At 59.1% G+C, this 22,235-nt stretch carries 13 protein-coding genes and 1 pseudogene; 8 read left to right on the top strand and 6 right to left on the bottom strand.

All coding sequences use genetic code 11. The features are described from left to right. Positions 1-43: 43 nt before the first annotated feature. The 6 genes from BLQ55_RS19685 to BLQ55_RS19660 are packed head-to-tail and all read right to left on the bottom strand — an operon-like array spanning position 44 to position 6,229. Positions 44-1,558, bottom strand: a complete 1,515-nt coding sequence (locus BLQ55_RS19685; protein ID WP_092256093.1) for an ABC transporter substrate-binding protein — start codon at positions 1,556-1,558, stop codon at positions 44-46. A gap of 27 nt (positions 1,559-1,585) precedes the next feature. Continuing rightward, entirely contained in the window at positions 1,586-2,557 is a 972-nt protein-coding gene (locus BLQ55_RS19680) for an ABC transporter ATP-binding protein (protein WP_092256090.1), read from the bottom strand. Further along, positions 2,554-3,540, bottom strand: coding sequence for an ABC transporter ATP-binding protein (locus tag BLQ55_RS19675; RefSeq protein WP_092202033.1), 987 nt, complete (start codon positions 3,538-3,540; stop codon positions 2,554-2,556). Before BLQ55_RS19675 ends, BLQ55_RS19680 begins: the two co-directional genes overlap by 4 nt. Next, the gene (locus BLQ55_RS19670; protein WP_092256087.1) at positions 3,537-4,394 is read right to left on the bottom strand and encodes an ABC transporter permease; all 858 of its coding nucleotides are present in this window, start codon (positions 4,392-4,394) and stop codon (positions 3,537-3,539) included. The genes BLQ55_RS19675 and BLQ55_RS19670 overlap by 4 nt, the downstream gene beginning before the upstream one ends. Then, complete coding sequence (locus tag BLQ55_RS19665) at positions 4,391-5,338, bottom strand: ABC transporter permease (protein WP_060739260.1); 948 nt, start codon at positions 5,336-5,338, stop codon at positions 4,391-4,393. Before BLQ55_RS19665 ends, BLQ55_RS19670 begins: the two co-directional genes overlap by 4 nt. Before the next feature lie 3 nt (positions 5,339-5,341). Then, positions 5,342-6,229, bottom strand: coding sequence for a proline iminopeptidase-family hydrolase (locus tag BLQ55_RS19660; RefSeq protein ID WP_092256084.1), 888 nt, complete (start codon positions 6,227-6,229; stop codon positions 5,342-5,344). A 165-nt stretch (positions 6,230-6,394) separates the two neighbouring features. Here BLQ55_RS19660 and BLQ55_RS19655 point away from each other — a divergent pair, with 165 nt between their 5' ends. The 8 genes and pseudogenes from BLQ55_RS19655 to BLQ55_RS19625 all read left to right on the top strand — a co-directional run bounded on the left by BLQ55_RS19655 (position 6,395) and on the right by BLQ55_RS19625 (position 22,118). Continuing rightward, positions 6,395-7,156, top strand: coding sequence for a LuxR family transcriptional regulator (locus BLQ55_RS19655; RefSeq protein ID WP_092202039.1), 762 nt, complete (start codon positions 6,395-6,397; stop codon positions 7,154-7,156). 90 nt (positions 7,157-7,246) lie between these two features. After that, a complete protein-coding gene (locus tag BLQ55_RS19650; protein ID WP_092256081.1) occupies positions 7,247-8,146 on the top strand; it encodes a proline iminopeptidase-family hydrolase in 900 nt (299 codons plus the stop codon). 232 nt (positions 8,147-8,378) lie between these two features. After that, entirely contained in the window at positions 8,379-10,028 is a 1,650-nt protein-coding gene (locus tag BLQ55_RS19645) for a ShlB/FhaC/HecB family hemolysin secretion/activation protein (protein ID WP_256326611.1), read from the top strand. Positions 10,029-10,051: 23 nt separating this feature from the next. Then, positions 10,052-19,543 (top strand): hemagglutinin repeat-containing protein, encoded by a 9,492-nt coding sequence (locus BLQ55_RS19640; RefSeq protein WP_092256074.1) that lies wholly within the window; start codon positions 10,052-10,054, stop codon positions 19,541-19,543. Then, positions 19,540-19,761: a hypothetical protein gene (locus BLQ55_RS19635; RefSeq protein WP_092256071.1), complete on the top strand. Its 222-nt coding sequence runs from the start codon at positions 19,540-19,542 to the stop codon at positions 19,759-19,761. The genes BLQ55_RS19640 and BLQ55_RS19635 overlap by 4 nt, the downstream gene beginning before the upstream one ends. A 168-nt stretch (positions 19,762-19,929) precedes the next feature. Beyond that, positions 19,930-21,316, top strand: a pseudogene (locus tag BLQ55_RS19630) (IS4 family transposase). Then, positions 21,317-21,493, top strand: a complete 177-nt coding sequence (locus tag BLQ55_RS32925) for an HNH/endonuclease VII fold putative polymorphic toxin (protein ID WP_371128542.1) — start codon at positions 21,317-21,319, stop codon at positions 21,491-21,493. It abuts the pseudogene before it with no gap. Further along, positions 21,417-22,118: a hypothetical protein gene (locus BLQ55_RS19625; RefSeq protein WP_143011752.1), complete on the top strand. Its 702-nt coding sequence runs from the start codon at positions 21,417-21,419 to the stop codon at positions 22,116-22,118. Before BLQ55_RS32925 ends, BLQ55_RS19625 begins: the two co-directional genes overlap by 77 nt. Positions 22,119-22,235: the final 117 nt, after the last annotated feature.

Raw genomic sequence — 22,235 nt, 5'->3', positions numbered from 1 at the left:
GTTGCCACTGGCCCTATTCGACTCGGATGAAAGCTACTACGCGTTAGCGCTTCACTGTTTCCTCAAGAGAGAAGCGCCCCAGTGGGTTTTGTTGGAAGTGCTCGATGTTCTTGCGCGAAATATTGATGTACGGGCTGTAGTAGAGATCGATCCAGTTGACGTCCTGCTTGGCGATTGCCTGAAGGTCGGTATACATCTGCTTGCGCTTGGTCGGGTCCACTTCTACCCGCGCGGCCGCGACCAGATCCTTGACCTTGTCGTTCTTGTAGCGGGTCATGTAATTCATGTTGGTGTCATGTCCCAGCACGAAGGTGGTCTTCTGGTCCGGGTCGAGGATGTCGTTGGTCCAGTACATCACGGACAGATCGTAGTCGCCGTCGATCAGCATCTGCCAACTCTGGGTTGGGTCGACTTTCTGCAAGGTGGCTGTCACGCCGACTGCTGCGAGCTGTTGCTGGACCAGCACGGCGATCTGCTCGTCGGCTTCATTGCCCGCATTGACCACATAGTTGAGCTTCAGGCCTGAGGCGCCTGCATCGGCCAGCATTTTTTTGGCTTTTGCCGGGTCGTACGGGCGCTGCAGATTATCGGCATTGTGATAGAGCGCTCCCTTGGGAATGTAGGAATAAGCCACCTGGCCATGGCCGAAGGTCACGGTATCGACCAGGGATTTTTTGTTGATCGCAAGGTCCAGGGCCTGACGTACTTCAGGCTTGCCCAGCAGGCCGTGCTCATGGTTGATCAGCAGATGATCCTCACGGGTGGAGGGATCCATGTGTACGACCAGGTTGGGATCTTTCTTCAGGGTTTCGACGCGCGAGAAGGGTACGAAGATCGCCGAATCCAGTTCACCGGCCTGTACCTTCAACATCCGCGTATTGTCATCCGGGATGGAGATCCATTCCACGCCATCCAGGCTCACCTTGTCGGCCTGCCAGAAGTGGGGGTTCTTCTCCAGCACCACGCGATCACCGCGTAGCCACTCCTTGACAATAAAGGCGCCAGAGGCGACGGGGGCCTGGGCATAGGCTTCCTCACCCATTTTCTCCATGGCCTTTTGCGACAGGATGGAGACGTTGGGCAACGCCAGCTGCGCGAGGAAGGGCACCGAAGGGCTCGTGAGTGTCACCACCAGGGTCTGCGGGTCGGTTGCCTGGGCCTTGTCGATAATCTTGTAGGAGTCGCTCCACAGCGACCCTTTGTTGTCGCGGATGCGCAACAGACTGAACGCTGCATCGCTGGCGGTAATCGCTGAGCCATCGGAGAACTTGGCCGAGCGCAGTTTGAAGGTATAGGTCATGCCATCGTCGGAAACCTGCCAGCTTTCGGCCAACCCCGGTACCAGCTTGGTGCCGGTGTTGTCGACGCGCACCAATACGTCGTAGACATTGGAGAACACCCAGTTATCACGGTTCTGCGCGCTTTTGATCGGGTCGAACGTCGTACTTTCTTCCCGACAACCGATGGTCAGCACGCCTGCTGCCTGGGCGACACCGGCCGCCAGTGTGCAAGCGGTCAACGTCGCGGCGGTCAGCAACTTCAAGTGTTTCGATCGCATGGTCAAACTCCCTATTGGTGAATGTTTTTAGAGCAACGGCTCTCCGAGCACACAGCTATAACGATGTCCATTGATGTCATGGCTGGGGGGCGGCGTTTTCGCGCAGATGGGTTGTGCATACCGGCAGCGTGGGTGAAAAACGCAGCCGGATGGAAGGTTCAGGGGGCTGGGTGGCTCGCCAGGCAGGGGGGCGCTCAGCAACGGTCGAGTCGGGTCGATGTGTGGAATGGACTGGATCAGCGCGACGGTATAAGGATGCCGCGGGTTGCTGAACACGGCCTCCGTGGGGCCTTGCTCGACGATCTCGCCGAGGTACATCACGGCGACCCGATCACAGAGCCGCCGAACGATCGCCAGGTCGTGAGCGATGAACAGAATCGCCAGGTTCATGCGCTGTCGCAGCTCCAGCAGCAGGTTGATGATCTGTCCCTGGATGGAAACGTCCAGCGCGGCCACGCATTCATCGGCGATGATCAACCGCGGCTCGATGGCCAGTGCCCGAGCGATCCCCACACGTTGGCATTGACCGCCACTCAACGAACCCGGTTTGCGGTGGGCCAGCTCCGGTCGCAGGCCGACCAGGTTCAGCAGTTCCTCGACCCGCTGGCGAATCAGCGATGCAGGAGTCGCACAGCGTACTCGCAGCACTTCAGCCAGGGTGTCGCCAATGCTCATCCGTGGATTGAGGACGGTATAAGGATCCTGGAAAATCATCGCGGTTTCGTGGCGCAGTCGCTCGATGTCGATCCGCTTGCCTCGGGCCATATCCACGCCATCGAACAGGATTTGTCCGGCGCTGACGTCAGTGAGGCGCAAGATGGCCCGACCCAGGGTGCTCTTGCCGCTGCCCGACTCCCCCACCAACCCGAGTACTTCCCCGGTGGCCAGACTCAGCGACACGCCGTTGACGGCTTTCACCCATTGCCTGTTGATTCCGAACGGACCACTGCCAGGGGCGGCGAAGCGCACCTGCAGATCTTTCACGTGTAACAGGGTCATGACGAAGCCCCCACAGGCAGCGGGTAATGGCAGGCCACTCGATGTGCCTCTGTCGTGACTTGCATCTGTGGCAACAGCCGCGTGCACTGGCTGCCCTGTTGAAGGCAGCGAGGATTGAAGCGGCAACCGGTGGGCAGCGCATTCAGCAGAGGAGGTTGGCCGGCGATGGTTTTGAGCATGGCATGGCCGGCGCTGGTAGCCGGTTGGCAGTCGATCAGGGCCGCCGTATAGGGATGTCGTGGGTGAGCCAGCAGATCAAGCTTGTTGCCGTGCTCGCAGAGCCGACCGGCGTACATCACCGCGATGGAGTCACAGGTCTGGGCGACGATCCCCAGGTCGTGGGTGATCATGATGATTGACAGCCCATGTTGGTCGCGCAAATCCAGGAGCAGGCGCAGGATCTGTGCCTGTACCGTGACATCCAGGGCGGTGGTCGGCTCGTCGGCGATCAGCACCTGGGGGTTGCAACCCAATGCCACGGCGATCATGGCGCGTTGACGCATGCCACCGGAAAACTCATGGGGATAGCTGTCGACCCGCGTTAGCGGATCGGGAATGCCCACCTGGCGTAACACATCAATGGCCTTCGCCCGTGCTTCACGTTTGGACGCCCCCTGATGCAGGCGTATGCCCTCGCCGATCTGTTCGCCAATACGCATCAACGGGTCAAGATGACTGCCGGGATTCTGAAAAATCATCCCTAGCCGCCGACCCCGTATGCCCCGCATGTCGGCTTCATCGAGTGTCAGCAGGTCCTTGCCGGCAAGGCGCACGGCCTTGCCTTGGACCCGCAGGCTTGCGGAGGGCAGCAAGCGCATCAAGGCCCGGCAGGCCATCGTCTTGCCTGAGCCGCTTTCACCCACCAGACCGAGGATTTCGCCTTCGGCCAAGTCAAATGACACGCGATCCACCAGCGTGACCTCGTCCTCACCGTGGCCGGCGATCACGCTGAGGTCCTCGACGTGCAGCACCGGTGTGCTCATGGGCGTTCTCCGAGGTGCTCGGCCACACCGTCGGCCAGCAGACTGAAGCCCATGGCCAGGGTGACGATCGCCAGTCCCGGGAAGGTGCAGATCCACCAGGCGTTGGTGATAAAGCTCTGGCCCTCGGCGACCATCGTGCCCCACTCGGCGGTGGGTGGCTGGACCCCCAGGCCGAGATAGCTGACCGCGGCCCCATTGAGCAGTACCAGCACCGCGTCGGACATGGAAAACACGATCGAACCGAACATGGCATTGGGCAACAGGTGCCGAAACAGAATGCGTCCATGGCCGAAGCCCAGGCTTTTGGCCGCCAAGGCGAAATCGCTGTGCTTGAGCACCAGGATCTGCGAACGGATCAGCCGTGCATAGGACACCCAGCCCACCAGGGCCATCGCAATATAAAAGCTGCCCAGGCCGGGGCCGAGGATGGCCATGATTGCCAACATCAGCACCAGGAAGGGGAAGGCCAGGATAATATCGATCAGGCGCATGCAGATCGTGTCGAACCGGCCACCGATATAGCTGGCCAAGGCGCCGACGCAAGTGCCGATCAAGAACGGGAACACCACTCCGATCACGGAAATCTGCAAGTCGATGCGCGCACCCCAGATCACTCGGGAAAGAACGTCGCGCCCGAAATTGTCCGTGCCGAACGGATGGGCCAGGCTCGGCCCCAGCAGGCGAATATCGGTGTCCTGGGCAATCGGATCGAAGGGCGCGACCCAGGGTGCCAAGAGTGCGAGCAACAGCCAGCCAAACAGAATCGCCAGGCCTAGCACGGTGGCCAGGCGACCGTTGCGCAAGCCGAAACGCAGCGCAAGACGCCAGGTGGGACTGAGGGTCTGGCCGCTCATCGCATGTTCACCCGCGGATCAATCATCACGGTCAGCACATCGGCGAGGAAATTGACCGTGACGGTGGCGAGGGCCAGCACCATGGCCACGCCTTGGACCACCATGTAGTCGCGGGTAAAGATGCCGCGTACCAGCAATTGACCGATGCCGGGAATGGCAAACAGACTTTCGATGACCACCGTGCCGCTGATCAACCAGCCGATGTTTACCGCCAGCAGGTTGACCGCCGGTACCAGGGAGTTGGGCAGCACATGCCGACGAAATATCGCCCGCTCGGACAAGCCCCGGGCCCGTGCGGCGGTGGCATGATCGGCTTGTAGCTCCATGAGCATGCTGGCGCGCAGGTTGCGCACCAGAACGGCGGAGAGTGCCAAGGCAATGGTCAGGCACGGCAAAACCATGTGATGCAGTTTGTCCCACCCTGTACGTCCATAGCCTGAGACCGGGAACAGTCCCAACTGCACACTGAGCAGCAGGATCAACATGATGCCGAGCCAGAACGCCGGCATGCCGAGCCCTGCCGTGGTGAACAGGCGAATCAGATGATCCTGCCAACCGCTCTTGTTGCGTGCCGCTACCGTGGCCAGTGGCACGGCAATCAGCAGCGCCAGCAGTACGCTGCCGAGCACCAGGAACAGGGTTGGCTCAATGCGGGTACTGATCAGTTGCAAGGCGTCGACTTTGTAGAGCAGCGATTGGCCGAGATCGCCTTTGAGCAGGTTCTTGAGAAAGTAGAAGTACTGCATCCACAAGGGCTGGTCGAGACCGTACTGGGCACGAATCCTGATCAGCGCCTCCGGCGTGCTGCGCGAGCCCAGCAGCGCCCTAGCGGGGTCCCCGGGGATCGAGCGCACGAGCACGAAGGTGATCATGCTGATGCCAAACAGCACCGGCAACAGCTGTAGCGGGCGCGACAGTATGAAACGGTAGCGCGCCAGGTTCATGGGCTAGTTCCGGTGGCGGTGCAGAAAGTCCAGGAGGACTGGGAAGTAGGCGTGGGGCTCTTCGTAGAACGGCATGTGGCTGCTGTTGGGGAACACATTCAGTTGTACATCCTTGAGCGCCATTTTCATGCGCATCGCACAGGCTGGCGTCAGTTCATCATGTTGACCGGTGGTGATCAGCACAGGCATTTCGAAGCCGGTCATCTGCTCGATGCGATTCCAGTCCTTGAGATTGCCGGTATAGAGAAATTCGTTGGGGCCCTGCATGGTCATGTAAGGCCCCATGTTCCAGTCGCCCAGGGAACGTGTCACCGGTGCTGGCCACTCGTCCAGACGGCAGACATGGCGATAGTTGAGCAGGGTGATGGCCGCCTGGTATTGCGGATGATCCAGGGTGCCCAAGGCTTCATGGCGCTGCATCATCGCGACGGTCTCACTGCCCAGGGCAGCCCGCAGACGCTCCAGCTCCAGGGACAGATGAGGAATATCGCCGGCGGTATTTTCCAGGATCAGGGTTTTCAGCGATTGAGGGTGATGAATGGCGTACTCGATCGCCAGCCAGCCACCCCAGGAGTGCCCCAGCAGGTGCACTTTGCCCAGGTCGAGGGCTTGGCGGACGGTCTCTACCTCCGCCACATAGCGGGTGATGTCCCACAGGGATTCGTCAGTAGGCCTGGCCGAGGCGCCGGTACCCAACTGATCGAAAGCGATGACCCGCAAGCCCTTTTCCTTGAGCCAGCCATGGCTGTCCCGCAGATAATCGCAAGGCAATCCCGGGCCCCCATTGAGGCACAACAGCACGTCGTCGCCGTCGCCAAAGCCATAGGCCACCAGACGATGACCATCGACTTCCACGTCGTACCGCTGGTCTGGCTCGATCTCACGCCACATCATTGCTCTCCTGCTCAGGTGCGCCCGTTGGCTAAACCTTACCGAGGAAGCTACGCGCCCATAAGCTAGCAATTCTTATAGGTTTGATCTCTGGCATTCCCTCGCTCAGGCGTGGCATTCTACTTGCACGATTTCAGGATTGAAATTAATAAGGGAGCTGAATGGATGCAGGCCAAGCTGTCTGACTTCAATACCCGTCTTTTGTCTGGCAGGAGCCTGGACGAACAGCTGGATAACACCCTGGGGATGGTCCAGGCGCTAGGCTTTGATGCCTTGGTGTACGACTACAGTCCGGTGCCGCTGGATCATGATGGGGCACTGATCACCCCGACTGTGCTGAAGTTGCGCAATACCCCCCGTGATTGGCACTCGCTCTGGTGTGAAGAAGGTTATTACCAGATCGACCCCGTCCAGCATCTGGCAATCAATGCCATATCTCCTTTTGTCTGGTCCTATCGACCGGAGGCCGACACGGTGTTGCAGTCGTTCATCGGCCAGAGTCATGCACCGGTCGTGAGCTACCTGCAGGATTCGCGCATGACCTGCGGCGTGACGGTGCCGATGCATTTGCCCAAAGGTGGCTTTGCGACATTGACCGGGCTGCGCACCGATACGAAGGGGAGCACCCTGCAGGATGTCCGGCAAACGCTGGGCGACTTCAGCCTGATTTCCCATGCCCTGCAAGAGGCGGCTTTTCCGCTGCTCGGCAAGGAGGCCCGCGCATGCCCGGTTCGCCTGACCAAACGCGAGCGTGAGTGCTTGAGATTGGCCGCTGAAGGGTTGACGGCGGCGGACATCGCCAGGCAACTGAATCGTTCCTTGGCCACCATCACCCTCCACCTGACTTCTGCAATGCACAAGCTTGGCGCCAGGAATCGGGTCCAGGCCGTGGTCAGGGCGGTGCACTATCGGTTGCTCGATAGCTGAAATCGGGTAAAAACCTATCTGTTTCTCTAGTTATTCCGCCGTCCACTCCCCGGTATCGTGTTCCGCAGGATTTCTAGGGAGCGGCACGAAATGGATCTTCCCGTAACGCACGAAGGCTTTGCGCCTTTTGGTCCGTATCAGACCTGGTATCGCATCACGGGCGATTTCAGCAGCGGCCGTACGCCGCTGCTGATCCTGCATGGCGGACCGGGCTGTACACACGATTATGTCGATGCCTTCAAGGATGTTGCCAACAGTGGCTATCCGGTGATTCATTACGACCAACTGGGCAATGGGCGTTCCACCCATCTTCCGGAAAAAGACCCCTCGTTCTGGAACGTGGCGCTCTTTCTCGATGAGTTGGAGAACCTGCTGGATCATCTGGGCATTCGCGACCATTACGCACTGTTGGGGCAATCCTGGGGCGGCATGCTGGCCAGCGAACATGCGGTGCTCCAGCCTGCGGGCTTGCGCGCATTGATTATCGCCAACTCCCCGGCGGACATGTCCACGTGGCTTCTTGAAGTCAATCGCTTGCGCCAGCTTCTACCCCTTGAGGTGCAGCAAACACTGCTCAAGCACGAGCGGGCCGGAACCTTGACGTCTACCGAGTATTTTGAGGCCGCTCGGGTTTTCTATGATCGTCATGTCTGCCGTGTCACGCCCTGGCCCGATGACGTCGCCCGGACCTTTGCCCAGATCGATGCCGATCCTACCGTTTATCACGCCATGAATGGCCCCACCGAATTCCATGTGATCGGCAGCATGAAGGACTGGTCCATCACCGATCGCTTGCCTCGGATCAGCGTGCCGACCCTGCTGATTTCAGGCCGATACGATGAAGCGACGCCGTTGGTGGTCAAACCCTATGTGGATCATGTTCCCGACATTCGCTGGGCGTTGTTCGAACACTCCAGCCATATGCCCCATATCGAGGAACGGATGGCTTGCATGGGAACCGTGGTGAGTTTCCTGGATGAGTGCCTGTAGGCGCCTGCGCAATCCGAGCAGTCGTTTTTGTTGTGTTTTCAGACGCGTCCTGTGAGACGCGTCTCTTTTTTGAGTGGAAAATTCCCGCTCTCTTGAACCGAAAGCGATATGCAGGGTCTGGTGTGCGCGCATTGCTGTGCATGCCTGCTGTCATTTCTGTATCGAGGGATCGAACATGTCCGTATTCGCCTTAGGGACGAGGCTAGTCGTTGCGTCGCTGTGTTTTCTAGCGATGAACATTGCCGTCGCCGCGCCAACCCCCGGCGACACGGACCTGATCCGTGAGCGCCAGGACCGTCTGCTCGAAGAGCAGCGTCGGCGCCTGGAGGAACTCAAGGACCTGCCCGGCAAGGACACGAAGCCGGCCCAGCCCACCGCACCTGCCGATACCCGTTGCTTCCCGATCAAGACCATCGAGCTCAAGGGCGCCGATGCGTTGTCCGAGGGCGAGCGCCAACGCCTGCTCAAACCTTTCCTCAACCAATGCCTGGGCGTGCCGCAGCTTAACCAGTTGCTCAAGGTCATTACCGACCACTACCTGGAGAAGGGCCTGGTCACCAGTCGCGCCTATTTGCCGCAACAGGACCTGTCCAGCGGTCACCTGCAAGTGCTGGTCGTCGAGGGCCGCCTGGAAGGCCTGAAAGGTGCCGAGAACAGCCAGCTGTCGGACCGTGAGTTGGCGATGGCGTTTCCCGGCAAAACCGGCGATCTGCTCAACCTGCGGGAGATGGAGCAGATGGTCGATCAACTGAACCGTTTGCCGTCCAACCGTGCGCAAATGGAGCTGACCCCCGGGCAAAACATCGGTGGCAGCGAAGTGCGGGTCGACAACACCCCGCAGAAACCCTGGCGCGCCGGCCTGTCACGGCATAACGATGGGCAGAAAAGCACCGGCGAGCAGCAATGGGGCGCTTCCCTGGATTGGGACAGCCCCTTGGGCCTGGCTGACCAACTGGCCTTGCGCGGCGGCCACGATGCCGTCAGCGACCATCAGAAAACCTCACGCAATGGCATGCTCTATTACAACCTGCCGTTTGGCTGGTGGAACCTGAGCTACACCTACAGCCAGAGCGAGTACCGCGCGCTGGGCCAGGCCAACGGCTTCAATTTCAAGCAGAGCGGCGACAGCCAGAACCATCAGGTGCGCCTGGAGCGGGTGGTCCATCGCGATGCCGTGAGCAAGACCTCCCTCAACACCGGCCTTTCGTACCTTCGCACCAACAACTTCATCGAAGACAGCAAGCTTGCCGAAAGCAGCAATCGCATCAGCGAGGCGCAGTTCGGTATCAACCATGGCCGGCGGATCGGCAATGCCTTCGTCAACTTCGACCTGGGCCTGCAACAGGGTATCGGTGCCCTCGATGCCCAAGGCGATCATGAGCCGGGGCCGGGGTTGCCGGATGCGCGCTATCGCAAATACACCGCGACCCTCAGCTATTTGCAGCCCTTCATGCTGGGCGGCGAGTCCTTCAGCTTCAGCAGCCTGATGACCGGCCAGCGCAGCGAAGACGTGCTGTTCAGCCCCCAGCGCATGAGCCTGGGCGGCCTGTCGTCGGTTCGCGGCTACAAGGACCAGACGCTGTCCGGCGACAGCGGCGGCTACTGGCGCAACGACCTGCGCTGGAGCCGCCCGGTGACCATGGAGTGGCTGCGCCCGGTGTTTGCCGAATATGGCACCAGCCTCGGTTATGACCAGGGCGTGATTCGTGGCGATCGCTACAACGGTGATCAGCACGGGCGCATGTCGAGCAACTCGCTGGAGCTGTTCGCCCGCGGTGAGCACCTGAACGCCAGCGTCACCTTCGCCCATTCCCTGGAACGTCCGGATGCCCTGACCGAGCGCGAAGCGCCGATCTACTTCCGCTTGGATGTATCTATTTAACGCTGCTGTAACGAGACCTGATCATGGACGACCGCCAACACGCCTTCCTGGCCCGCCAGCCTTCTGCTGCCCTGAAAAACCGCGACGCCTTCTGGGGCATGCCCAAGCGTGGCCTGGCGTTCCTGCTGGCCAACGTCATGTTCTGGCAACCGATGTGGGCCCAGGCCGACGGCATCGTGGTCAGCGCCCCGGGCACCAGCCTCGGTCAGGCGGGCAACGGCGTGCCGGTGGTCAACATCGCCAAGCCCAACGGCAGTGGGCTGTCTCACAACCAGTTCAAGGACTACAACGTCGGCAGCAACGGCGTGATCCTCAACAACGCCACCAACCCGGCCCAGGCCACGCAACTGGGTGGGATCATCCTCGGTAACCCGAACCTCCAGGGCACGGCCGCTACCACCATCCTCAACGAAGTCAACGGCGGCAACCCCAGCCAACTGCGCGGCTACACCGAAGTGGCAGGGCAGTCGGCCCACGTCATCGTCGCCAACCCTTATGGCATCAGCTGTAACGGCTGCGGTTTCATCAATACCCCAAAGGCGACCCTGACCACGGGCAAGCCGATCATCGAAAACGGCCAGGTGGGTCGCTATCAGGTGGACCAGGGCAGCGTCGCCATCGAAGGCGCGGGCCTGAACGCGAACAACGTCGACCGCTTCGAAATCATCACCCGCAGCGCCAAGATCAACGCAGAGATTCAGGCGAAAAACCTGACCATCGTCGCCGGGCGCAATGACGTCAACGCAGGCACCCTGAATGCCACTGCCCGCGCCGATGACGGCAGTGCCAAACCTGAATTGGCCATCGATTCCTCGGCCTTGGGTGGTATGTACGCCGGGGCGATCAAGCTGGTGGGTACCGAGGCCGGAGTCGGGGTGAAGCTGGACGGCAAGATGGTCGCCAGTGGGGGGGATATTCAGCTGGATGCCAATGGGCATTTGAGTTTGGCGCAGACGGCCGCCGCCGGTGCTGTCGACATCGCGGCCAAAAGCCTGGAAACCCGTGGCCAGGTGTACGCTGGTAGCCGCTTGGACGTTAAGACCCAGGGCGACCTGACCAGCCAAAAAAACCTGGTGGCCCGCGACAGCATTCACCTGGACAGCGGCGGTACGCTCAGCAACAACGGCATCATCGAAGCCGGCGTCAACGCCGATAACAGCCGCAATACCACGGGCGATGTCTCCCTCACGGCCAAGCAACTGAACAACGGCGGCAAAACCGTTATTGCCAGTCGCGACCTGAACGTCACGACCACCACGGCGTTGAACAACCAGGGCGGTACGCTCAGTGGGCAGCGCAATACCACCGTCACCGGCAACGCAGTGGATAACCGCAACAAAGGCCGCATCCTCGGCAACACCGAACTGCACCTGACCGCCGATCAGGTCCTCAACAGCCAGGGCGGCCTGATCAATAGCCAGGGCCTGCTGACGGCCAACCTGGGCCACCTGGAAAACAATGCCGGTGAATTATCGAGCCTGAACAGCGCGACGCTGATCCTCGGCAGCCTGGACAACCTGACCGGCTTGGTCATGACCGGTAAAAACCTCGACATCACCAGCACCGGCGCGATCAAAAACCAGGGCGGTGAATTGTCCAGCCAGGGCGTTGTGACCGTGCGCACCGCCAGCCTGGACAACAGCAACAAAGGTACTGTCGCCGCCAATGGCAAGTTGCTGGTCAGTGCCAGCGACTCGGTGAAAAACGCCGAAAAGGGCCTGATCGCCAGCCGTGAAGGCGCGCTCGAACTCGATGCCGCCAGCCTGAACAACGCCAAGGGCACGTTGCAAGGCAAGGGCCTGGTGACCGTGGATGTCGCAGGTGATATCGATAACCAGGGTGGCAGCATCATCGCCCAGGACGCCAAGCTGAGTGTCTTCGCGACCAACCTGGACAACCGCGGCGGCGTGCTGTCCAGCGTCAAAGCCGCGCTGGAGGCGCGGGCCACGGGTGTGCTGAAAAACGGCTATGACGTGAGCCTTCGGGGCGGCACGATCCAGGCCCAAGGACTCAGCATCCAAGCCTTGGCTGGGCTGTTCAACGACGGCGGGCGCATCGCTGCACAAGCCGGCGATGTCGTGATCACCAACGCGGGTGCGGATATCAACAATCGCAACGGTGGGATATACGCCACGGGCAAGGTCCAGGTCATTGGTCGGGACATGGACAACAGCGGCGGCGGGCAGGTCAGCGCCAGTCGCATCGACTTTGACCTTTCGGGCGCGCTGAACAACAACGCGGGCATCATCGAAAGCCAGGACAGCCTGGATATTCTGGCCGCGAGCCTGAGCAACCAGAAGGGCCAACTGCGCACCCTGGGCAAGAACAGCACCACCGTGTTCGACATCGGTGGCCTGTTCGATAACAACGACGGCACCCTGGAAACCGCCAGCCAAAATGTGGGCCTGGACACCGGCAGCATTCAGAACGCGGGTGGCAAGCTGTTGCACACCGGCCTGGGAGTGTTCGGCATCAGCCAGGCCAACCTGGGCCAGGCGGGCGGGCAGTTGGTGACCTACGGCAACCTGACGGTGACGGCTGATCGCTGGACCAACAGCACGGCGATCCAGGCCGGGCACCTGGTCGTGGATGTCGACCAGTTGACCCAGACCTCCACCGGCCAGTTGCTCAGTACCGATAGTATGGTGGGCCGTGGCAGCAACTGGCGCGTCGACGGCCTGATCGGCAGCGATGGGGCCATCGACCTGCAACTGACCGGCGCCTATGCCAGCAACGGTCGCTTGAGCAGTCTCGGTGCCCTGGGCCTCAAGGCCGCGCTGATCAATCTGGAGCAAAACGGCAGTATCGCCGGCGGCGGCCGCACAACCGTCGTGGTCGATGGCGTCCTCAACAGCTACGGTCGCCTGACCTCGGCGGCGGACATGAACGTCACTGCCGCCACGATCAACAACTACGGCACCCTCGGCAGTGCCGGTGCGCTCGGCGTATCGACTGGCGACCTGCTCAACGAGCACGGTTTGATCTTCAGCGGCGGCGCTACCAGCCTGCGCGTCAATAGCCTGACCAACCGCTATGCCGATATCTACAGCCTGGGCGATCTGAGCATCGATCGCGACGGCCTCGGCACCCGTGCCAACCGAATCCTCAACAGCTCCGGCTCGCTGCAGAGCGATGGCAGCATGCGCCTGGCGGCCAGCACGATCGACAACGTCCGTGAGGTCTTGACCGCCCACGACGCGGGCATCTACACCGCCTCGATCAGGGAAGTGGCCTGTATCGAAGGGGTCAACGCCGGTGATTGCAGCGGTGGCAAGGAGAACCACGTCTGGCAGATCATTCAGCGCGACAAGTTCGAAGTCACCGCGGCCAGCGCCGCCTCCAGCATCACCACCGGCGGTAACCTGGATATCCAGGGCGACACCCTGACCAACCGGAGCAGCAGCATCGGCGTCGGCGGCGCATTGACCGCCAACCTCGTTAGCCTGAACAACATCGGCATCGAGACCGGCGAGACCGAAACCTCGCGCACCTTCATGTCCGAGCGCACGCGCAGCCCAGGTGGCTGGCGCGCCGCCGCCAATGACTTCACCAACAAATACTGGTTGCAGAGCCCAGGCTACAACGCCAATGACCTGGGTGGCCTCGAGGCAGCGATGAGCCGCTTCATCGGCATGACCGAACGTGAGCTCCCGCAGTTCCGCACCCAGGCAAGTACTACCGATAACCAGACCTACGCCGCGATTATCCAGGCCGGCGGCGCAGTCGATGTCCGCGCCTCGGGTAACACCGACAACAGCGTCGTGCGTGGCGGCTACAACTATGTCGGTGCCGGCCCGCGCACCGACACCCAGGCCGACAACGCCTTCTCGACCCGCATCAGCATCAATCGGCAGCTACCCCCGAACCTGACCCAGCAACAGGTCGATCCGCTGGCCTTGCCGGGTTTTGATTTGCCCACCGGGCAAAACGGCCTGTTCCGCATGAGCGGCGAAGGCTCGACCACGCCGACCCAAGCCTCAGGCCTGACCCAAGTACGCGGCCTGCCGGACCGCTCGTTCCAGGCCAACCCGCAAAAATACCTGATCGAGACCAATCCGGCGCTGACCGACATGCGCCGCTTCATGAGCTCGGACTACCTGCTGACGAACCTGGGCTACGACCCCGACATCGCCGCCAAGCGCCTGGGTGACGGCTTCTACGAACAACGCTTGATCCAACAAGCCGTGATCGCCCGCACCGGCCAGCGCTTCCTCGACGGCCAGACCTCCGACGACGGCATGTTCAAGTACCTGATGAACAACGCCATCGCCAGCAAGGACACGCTGAACCTGTCCTTGGGCGTCAGCCTAACCGCCGAACAAGTCGCGGCCCTGACCCATGACATCGTCTGGATGGAAACCCGCACGGTGAACAACGAGCAGGTGCTGGTGCCGGTGCTCTACCTGGCCCAGGCCAACAACCGCCTCGCGGCCAATGGTGCGTTGATTCAGGGCGCCGACATCAGCCTGATCACGGGTCAAAACCTGAACAATGCGGGCACCTTGCGGGCGTCCAGCAACCTGAGGGCTTCGGCTGGCGACAGCTTGGTCAACAGCGGGCTGATGGAGGCGGGTGGTCGGCTGGATGCGTTGGCGAGTAATAACCTGACTAACAGGGCGGGTGGGGTTATTGCTGGACGGGATGTCAGTGTTGTGGCGGTGGCCGGTGATTTGACCAACGAACGAACCATCACCACCCATGCCAGCAGCACCGGCTCCAAGACCGAGCGACGTGATTTTGCCGACAGCGCGGCGCGGATTGAGGCGAGTCATGATCTGAGCGCGGGCGCTGGGCGGGATATCGCCAATGTTGGTGGTGTACTCAAGAGTGGTAACGACACGAACTTGCAGGCGATGCGTGATGTGAACCTTACCTCCGCCGAGCAGGTGAACAGCCATACGCAGGGCAGCAAACACCGGGACCAGACCATTACCCAGAATGGTTCCAGCGTGACGGCTGACCGCGAGCTGAAGGTCACGGCCGGGCAGGACCTGAGGGTCGTTGCCAGCAACGTCATCGCCCAGACCCGCCTGGCGCTGACAGCCGGGCGCGATATCGCCATCGAGTCTGCGGCCAACGAAAGCCATCGCGCGTCCCAAAGCAAAAAAGTCAAAAGCAGCAGCGATCTGGTCCGCCAGCAGTCATCGCTTGTCCAGTCGGGAGGCGACCTCAGCGCCAAGGCGGGACAAGACCTGAGCCTGGTGGCCAGCCAGATGAAAGGCGCCAAGGACGTTGCCCTCGACGCCACGCGCGATATCAATCTGTTGTCCGCAACGGATGAAGCCGCGGAGTTCTACTCGAAGAAAAGCAAAGGCTCCTTTGGCCGCAGTAAAAGCGAACAACGGGAAAGCTACCACAGCACCAACATCGCATCCGTGGTGGAGGCGGGGCAGGACCTGACGGTCAATACCAGCCAAGCCGCTGGTGGCGATGTCACGCTGGATGGCGGTCGTAATGTCACCGTGATCGGCAGTCAGTTGAAGGCCGGTGATGACCTGGTCGTCGGTGCCACGGGTGATGTGGCAGTGCTATCGGGTGTCGAGGAGCATGGCTCCTACAGCAAGAAAACCAAATCGGGTTTCCTCGGCTTGTCCAAGAGCGGCAAGAGCGAATTGAAGACTACGGCCTCCCAGGTAGCCAGTGAGCTAGAGGCCGGCAACGACGTGGTGATCGCGGCAGGCAACGACTTGCGCGTGCGGGCCAGTGAGACCACTGCTGGCAATGATGTGGAACTGCGTGCGGGTCTGGTCAAGGACAGTGGCGACATTAACCTCGTCTCGGCCAACGATACGGCTTATAGCCGGAGTGAGGAGTACAAGAAGAAAAACGGGTTATCGGTGTCGGGTGGTTTCCTCTCGATCTCCTCGGCCAAGGAAGCGGGTCGGCTAGCGCAAAGTAGTACCAGCGTGGGCAGCCAGGTTTCCGCTGATCGTGATGCGACCCTGCAGGCAGAACGCGATATCAACCTGATCGGCAGCGGCATCGATGCCGGGCGCAACGTCAGCTTGAATGCCGGACGCGACGTAAATGTGCTGGCTGCGCAGAACAGCCGTTCCGAGCAGGACTGGGAAAAGAACAAACAAGCCGGGATCGGTGTGTCTTCGGATGCCAACGGCATCAATTTCTTCGCCGGTGCGGACCGCACCAAAGAGAAAAACCGGCTGGAGCAGCAAACCGCTGCTGCCAGCCAGATCAGTGCCGGTCAAAACCTGGCCGTCAACGCCAAGCGAGATATCACCCAGATCGGCTCAGACCTTGAGGCGTTCAACGATATCGACTTGACGGCCGGTCGCAATATCAAGATCGACGCTGCCCGCGAAATGCAACTGATCGAGCATCAACGCGAGAGCGAACGAAACGGCGCCAGCCTGAGCATGAACCACAACTACGGCCGAACCCGCGATGTCGTCAAAGGTGCCGGCCAGGGCGAAGATGGTGTCAGCAAGGCTTCCAGTACGTTGAAGGCTGTGGACGGCGTTTCCCAATTTGTTTCAGGCCCTACGTTCGACGCCAAGATCGGTAACAGCAAGCAGAGCACCAGTCAGCAGGTCATTGAACAGACCCGTCGCTCGTCGACGCTGAACGCAGGCAACGATCTGAACATTGCTGCCAACAACGATGTTCAGATCAGCGGCAGCCAATTGATCTCCGGTCGCGATATCAATGTCAAGGGACGCGATGTCACCCTCGATGCCGCCAAAGGCAGCTATGCCGAAGAGACTCGTGAGCGACAAAGTTGGGGTGGTATCCATGGTGGAACCAGCGGCGGCTTCAAGCTTGGCGTCGGTGGCAGCAATGGTATTGCCAGCGGCGACAGCGAACAGCAAACGTCGACGGTCACTTCCCTGGATGCGGCGCGGGACGTCAACCTGCAGGCGAGCAATGATCTGAACCTGATTGGCTCCCAGGTCAAGGCTCAGCGTGATATCGACCTGCGCGCAGCAAACAACCTGAACATTCGCGCCGCCCAGAACGACAGCGGCAGCGACAATACCCGCAAGAGCGGCGGCGGTGAGGTAGGCCTCAGCGTCGGCTCTGAAGGCGTCGGCATCTACGCCAGCGTCAATCTGGGCAGAGGCAACCTGGAGCGTGAAGCCCAGCGGCAACAACAGGCCTATCTGTACGCAGGTAATCGCCTGGGCTTCACCAGCGGCAAAGACACGAATATCGCCGGTGCGGACCTGCGCGGCAATGAAGTCATCGGCCGGGTTGGCCGTGACCTCAATGTCTCGTCGGTGCCTGATACGGGCAAGGTCGAAGGCAAGGAATTCGACCTCAGCGTGACAGTAACCGTGGGGCCAGGAGCGGGTGTCAGTGGTTCGGTCGGCTATGGCCAGACCTCTGGCTCGACCGAATGGGTCGAGCAACAGACCCGCATCACCGGGCAGGACAAGGTCGACATCCGTACCGAAAACCACACCCAGCTCGACGGGGCGCTTATCGCTTCGGATACCGGCAAGCTCAAACTTGACACCGGCACGCTGGGCTTCAGCGACATCGCTGGCAAGGACAAGGAGCATGGCTATTACCTGAACGTCGGTGGCAGCTACTCCAAGGGGGGCGGCGGAGCCCAGGACAGTAGTCAGGTCGGCAAGGGCGAAAAGGACAAGAACGGCTGGAGTGTCGAAGGCTGGAACTATGAGAAGGACCGCCAACAGCTCGTACGTGCCACCGTGGGGGCGGGCGACGTCGTGGTGCGCAATGACGCCGGGACCGGAGCCGATTCGACCAAAGGCCTGAACCGCGACGTCGACAAAGCCTACGAAATCACCCGGGATGATGAACACCGTACAGACCTGTACGTGACCAAGTCTTCCGTGACGGCAGCCCTTACGCCGATTGAAACCGCCAAGGAGTGGACCAAGCAACTCCGCAACTACGACGAAACGGCCAAGCAGAACTTCCAGCAAGCCGGCTACGACTTCAATGCGGCGGTCAACAAGATCGAGGCAGGGTTGGGGCGGAAAATGGATGCGGGTGCCTCGGCGATGGTGGGCGTCGATTTCGCCGAAGCGACTATGGAGGCGTTGATCATCGGCGGTCTTACGCGTGCTCAGGCCATGAAGACCATGAGTAACCCGGACTTCCAAGAGCGGGTGCTGGCTGAGGTAGGCCGGCTCGCTGGTGTGGATGTTAAGCAGGTCGAGGCCATAAGCAAAGAAGTTCAGGTGCACTCGTCTAACGCAGAGCGCCCATCGGGTTTGGAACTCGCCCCTACCTCTGTCACTGATGACGATGTCGAGAAGCTCAGCCTTGCCCAAGATACCTTACGGACATTTTCGGGGATCAATGAGTACGCTGCTGCGCATGAGGACGAGAAGCAAGCGATCTCCGTGGTCATTGCTATGGCACAAGGCCCTAAAGGGCTCGTGCAACTGGCTGTCATCAACGCGGCCTCCGAAACCGAGCCGGGTAAAGCACTGCTTGAGAAAACCGAACAATTCAGCGAAGCCATAGGGAAAGAAATCGCGGATGAGATAGAAGATACAACGCTCGATCCAAAGTTCGAAACGGACAAATACCTGATCGGCGGCGGTCAGTTTATGGCCTCGGTGTTGACGGGGGTACTTTCGAAAAATAGAGGTTCGAAAGAGCCTACGCCCGTTGTGGTAGCGGATGGGAAGGGGTCAAAAGGCCCACTGGTGAGTAACCCAACCGCAGGAAATAAAGGCCCCTGCTGCTTTGCCGCCGGGACGATGGTATCGACGCCAGAGGGCGACCGAGCCATCGAAACGCTGCAAGTCGGCGACGTGGTATGGAGTAAACCGGAAAAAGGCGGCAAGCCCTTTGCGGCTGCGATCCTCGCTACTCACCAGCGTAGCGACCAGCCAATTTACCGCCTCAAACTCAAAAGCGTGCGTCACGATGGCTCCGCGCAAGGCGAAACACTGCTGGTCACGTCAAGCCATCCGTTTTACGTACCGGCCAAACGTGACTTCATCCCCGTTATCGACCTGAAGCCTGGCGACTTGCTGCAATCGCTGGCCGACGGAGAGACAGAAAATACCTCATCGGAAGTCGAGTCCTTGGAGCTTTACGCGCCAATCGGCAAAACATATAACCTAACGGTCGATATCGGCCACACGTTCTATGTGGGAGAGCTCAAGACCTGGGTGCATAACACTGGGCCTTGTGATTTGCCGGAGAAGAGCGGTGGTATAGGCGGTGCAAAAGGCTCGTTTGCAGGGAAGAGCATCGAAGATTTGTCGAATGCGGGAAAACTGTTGGATCCGGCGGATAAGTCTGGACAGCTTTCGCTAGCTGGCCGAGCTCTTCAGAAACACGGTAGCCGTGAAGGCAGTGCGTTCCCAAGCGTTAAAGGAAGTCCCTCCGAAATTAACGCTCAAGGTCAAAAAATAGCTGATGAAATTCTGAGCAATCCTGCGACAACTGTAGCCTATAAGGATACGGGGAGATTTGGAAAGGTAATGGATGTAATCGCTCCCGACGGTCGGGGGCTACGTTATGATGCTAATGGGAAATTTATTGGTCTATTGGAGCCACCAAAACCATGAATCATTTATCTTCAATGATAGCTAGCCCGCCAGATCGTGAAAATTTGGTATTTGAAATATGGGCGGGAACTGACCAGCTGGCTGAAGTAACCTGTGAGCCTGGCAGATCAGTTGAGATCGAAATTTACCCCCCTGTTAAAGGCGGGAGTTGGAGTTTTGAGTTAGAAGAGTTCATGATCCTTTTGAATCAGGCGGCTAAGCATTTGAATCATGATTAAAAAGTACGTGAAAAAGGGGGCTGAAAAAGTGCGAAAAGGGGACAGATTTGAATGGCACTTACTTAACAGCTAACTAGCTGATACGACTGCGAAAAAATGAAAAAAGGCTGGCCTTGGTCTACGGTGATAGTTGCGAACACACACCGATCAAGCAAGGACACAGCCCGAGTGAATCGTAGACGCCAAATCGTCCGACATCAACAGTACCGTATGCGCCAGCACGCCACGAACAGCAATGCTCATGCTTTCTTCAAGCTGCTCTCCGATCCTGAGTTATTGCGGGGTGTCGAGTCGTCGATACCCAAGCATCGCCAGCGGCTATTTCCCCCGACCGAAACGCTGTCCATGTTTTTGTCCCAGGCAATGAGCGCCGATCGGTCCTGCCAGAATGCCGTGAATGATTTATCCATCAAACGCTCCTGCGAGGGTTTGAAACCCAACAGCGTTCATACCGGTGCCTACTGCAAAGCTAGAGCGCGGTTGCCGGTGGAGATGGTTTCAACCTTGTTGAGCTCCACGGGGTCATCAATGAGCAACCGGGGTCCGTCATCGTGGCGTTGGATGGGGCGACCCGTTCGTCTCGTGGATGGCACTACGGTGACCCTGCCGGATACGCCGGCCAACCAAGAGGCCTACCCGCAATCTCGTGGGCAGAAGGCCGGACTGGGCTTTCCCATCTGCCGTTTAGTGGGGATTGTTTGCCTCGCCAGCGGTGCTGTTTTGGACGCCTCGTTGGGACGTTTTCGCGGTAAAGGAGGCGATGAACAGACGCTACTCAGAACCATGCTCGATACCTTGGTACGAGGTGACATTGTGCTGGGCGATGCCTACTACGCTACCTACTTTTTATTGTGTGAATTGCAACATCGAGGCGTGGACGGGGTGTTCGAACAATATGGCGCTCGACGGCGCAGCACGGACTTTCAGTTGGGGAGGGCCTTGGGGTCGGAAGATCATTTGGTTGAGCTGAAAAAACCAAAGGCAAAGCCGTCCTGGATGAGTCAGGCCTATTACGACAAGGCACCTGAAACGCTGACGGTACGTGAATTGAAGGCTGGCGGGAAAATCCTGGTCACCACTTTGAGTTGCCCGCAGCAAGCGCCAAAAGCTTCCCTCAAATCCCTGTTCAAGGATCGATGGCATGTGGAGTTGGATCTGCGCAACCTCAAGACTACGATGGGGCTTGAAGCACTGAGCTGCAAGACGCCGGATATGGCCGTCAAAGAGTTATGGGTTTACCTGCTGGCGCACAACCTGATACGGATGCTCATGACGCAATCAGCTCTGTTAGCCGACTGCCTGCCTCGCGAGCTGAGCTTCAAACATAGCCTTCAGCTGTGCCTTGCGTGGAGGCAGTACGAGGCTCAAGAGCAAGAGGACAAAATGCTGAATCTGCTTGAGCTGATTGCCCAGAAGCGTATCGGTAAGCGTCCAGGCAGGATTGAGCCGCGCGCCATAAAACGAAGAACCCAAGCCTTACCCCATGCTGATGAAAACACGTCGATCAGCAAGGGCCGAGGTCAAGAAGAATGGACACCCGAAGAAGGTTAAGTAAGTGCCATTCAAATCTGTCCCCTTTTTTGCTTGTCCCCTTTTTTGCTCTGCGTCAGGTGGTGGTACCAAAACGGTAAGAGTCCGAGATGATGCGGGAGGTCATGACTTTGGTGTTGGGAATCCTCAAAATCGCGGCTCCCACTTTAATGATGAAATCGGGAATCATTATGACTACTGATATTAAAGTTACGAGTGCGCCTGATTTGTTAGTAAATAATGAGGTGTTTAACATTCGCTGTGCGGGGAAGCGAGGGGGCGGGGAGCTCTCGGTGGCAAGCTTTTTGACTGCCGGGGCGTCAAGCGATTCCGTATCCTCAGTATTAAGTTATTTGTATGATCTAATTGAGAAGAAATTTCCTGATTACGGTCTGTGGTTTTTTCTAGGTAGTTCGGCATGGCAGCCAGATACACGGATTGTCCGCCATCGAAAATTGTGGGGGGCATTGAAGTTTAGGGGGTATGAGGTTGTTGGTGGCAGTAACTCGCAAGAGTACATTGTCGAGGCGGAAGGAAAAATTAAGTTTTTTGGTGCGTTGCGCCTGTCGAAGCTGTCTATTGAAACCGTCGCTAGTGTGCTTGAGACAGAGCGTTGTTCATATGTGGCAGCGCTCCCTAAGGGGTTTGATGTTCGAGTTGCTCTTGATAGGGGATGGTCGGGGGATGTAGAGGAAGATTTGAGTTTTCATTATTTGCTATCTGAAAAGCAAGGTCTGCTTTTTAAGAAGGTGGGTGAGTTTGATGACGGTGAACGGGGATTTATATCGGTTGGTTTGTCGGAGCAAATAAGTGTGTTGTTGCATTAAAGAGTTTCTTTAGAATTGTTATGGATAGAAAAACGAAAGAACTGCTTGGTGGAGGGGGCAGATGATTCTCAGATTTATTTTGTGAAACGCAGAGGGGCAGATTTGTTGGTTTTGCTC

The sequence above is a fragment of the Pseudomonas sp. NFACC13-1 genome, from assembly GCF_900104425.1.
GTDB classification, from domain to species: Bacteria; Pseudomonadota; Gammaproteobacteria; order Pseudomonadales; family Pseudomonadaceae; genus Aquipseudomonas; species Aquipseudomonas fluorescens_AA.
This window is presented reverse-complemented; position numbering and strand designations above follow the sequence as displayed.

What these genes read in the sequence shown, in the direction of transcription:
- BLQ55_RS19665 (WP_060739260.1), bottom strand. Translation starts at nt 5,338, where the DNA reads ATGAACCTGGCGCGCTACCGTTTCATACTGTCGCGCCCGCTACAGCTG.
- BLQ55_RS19670 (WP_092256087.1), bottom strand. Translation starts at nt 4,394, where the DNA reads ATGAGCGGCCAGACCCTCAGTCCCACCTGGCGTCTTGCGCTGCGTTTC.
- BLQ55_RS19650 (WP_092256081.1), top strand. Translation starts at nt 7,247, where the DNA reads ATGGATCTTCCCGTAACGCACGAAGGCTTTGCGCCTTTTGGTCCGTAT.
- BLQ55_RS19635 (WP_092256071.1), top strand. Translation starts at nt 19,540, where the DNA reads ATGAATCATTTATCTTCAATGATAGCTAGCCCGCCAGATCGTGAAAAT.
- BLQ55_RS19625 (WP_143011752.1), top strand. Translation starts at nt 21,417, where the DNA reads ATGACTTTGGTGTTGGGAATCCTCAAAATCGCGGCTCCCACTTTAATG.
- BLQ55_RS19685 (WP_092256093.1), bottom strand. Translation starts at nt 1,558, where the DNA reads ATGCGATCGAAACACTTGAAGTTGCTGACCGCCGCGACGTTGACCGCT.
- BLQ55_RS19675 (WP_092202033.1), bottom strand. Translation starts at nt 3,540, where the DNA reads ATGAGCACACCGGTGCTGCACGTCGAGGACCTCAGCGTGATCGCCGGC.
- BLQ55_RS19655 (WP_092202039.1), top strand. Translation starts at nt 6,395, where the DNA reads ATGCAGGCCAAGCTGTCTGACTTCAATACCCGTCTTTTGTCTGGCAGG.
- BLQ55_RS19660 (WP_092256084.1), bottom strand. Translation starts at nt 6,229, where the DNA reads ATGTGGCGTGAGATCGAGCCAGACCAGCGGTACGACGTGGAAGTCGAT.
- BLQ55_RS19645 (WP_256326611.1), top strand. Translation starts at nt 8,379, where the DNA reads ATGAACATTGCCGTCGCCGCGCCAACCCCCGGCGACACGGACCTGATC.
- BLQ55_RS19680 (WP_092256090.1), bottom strand. Translation starts at nt 2,557, where the DNA reads ATGACCCTGTTACACGTGAAAGATCTGCAGGTGCGCTTCGCCGCCCCT.
- BLQ55_RS19640 (WP_092256074.1), top strand. Translation starts at nt 10,052, where the DNA reads ATGGACGACCGCCAACACGCCTTCCTGGCCCGCCAGCCTTCTGCTGCC.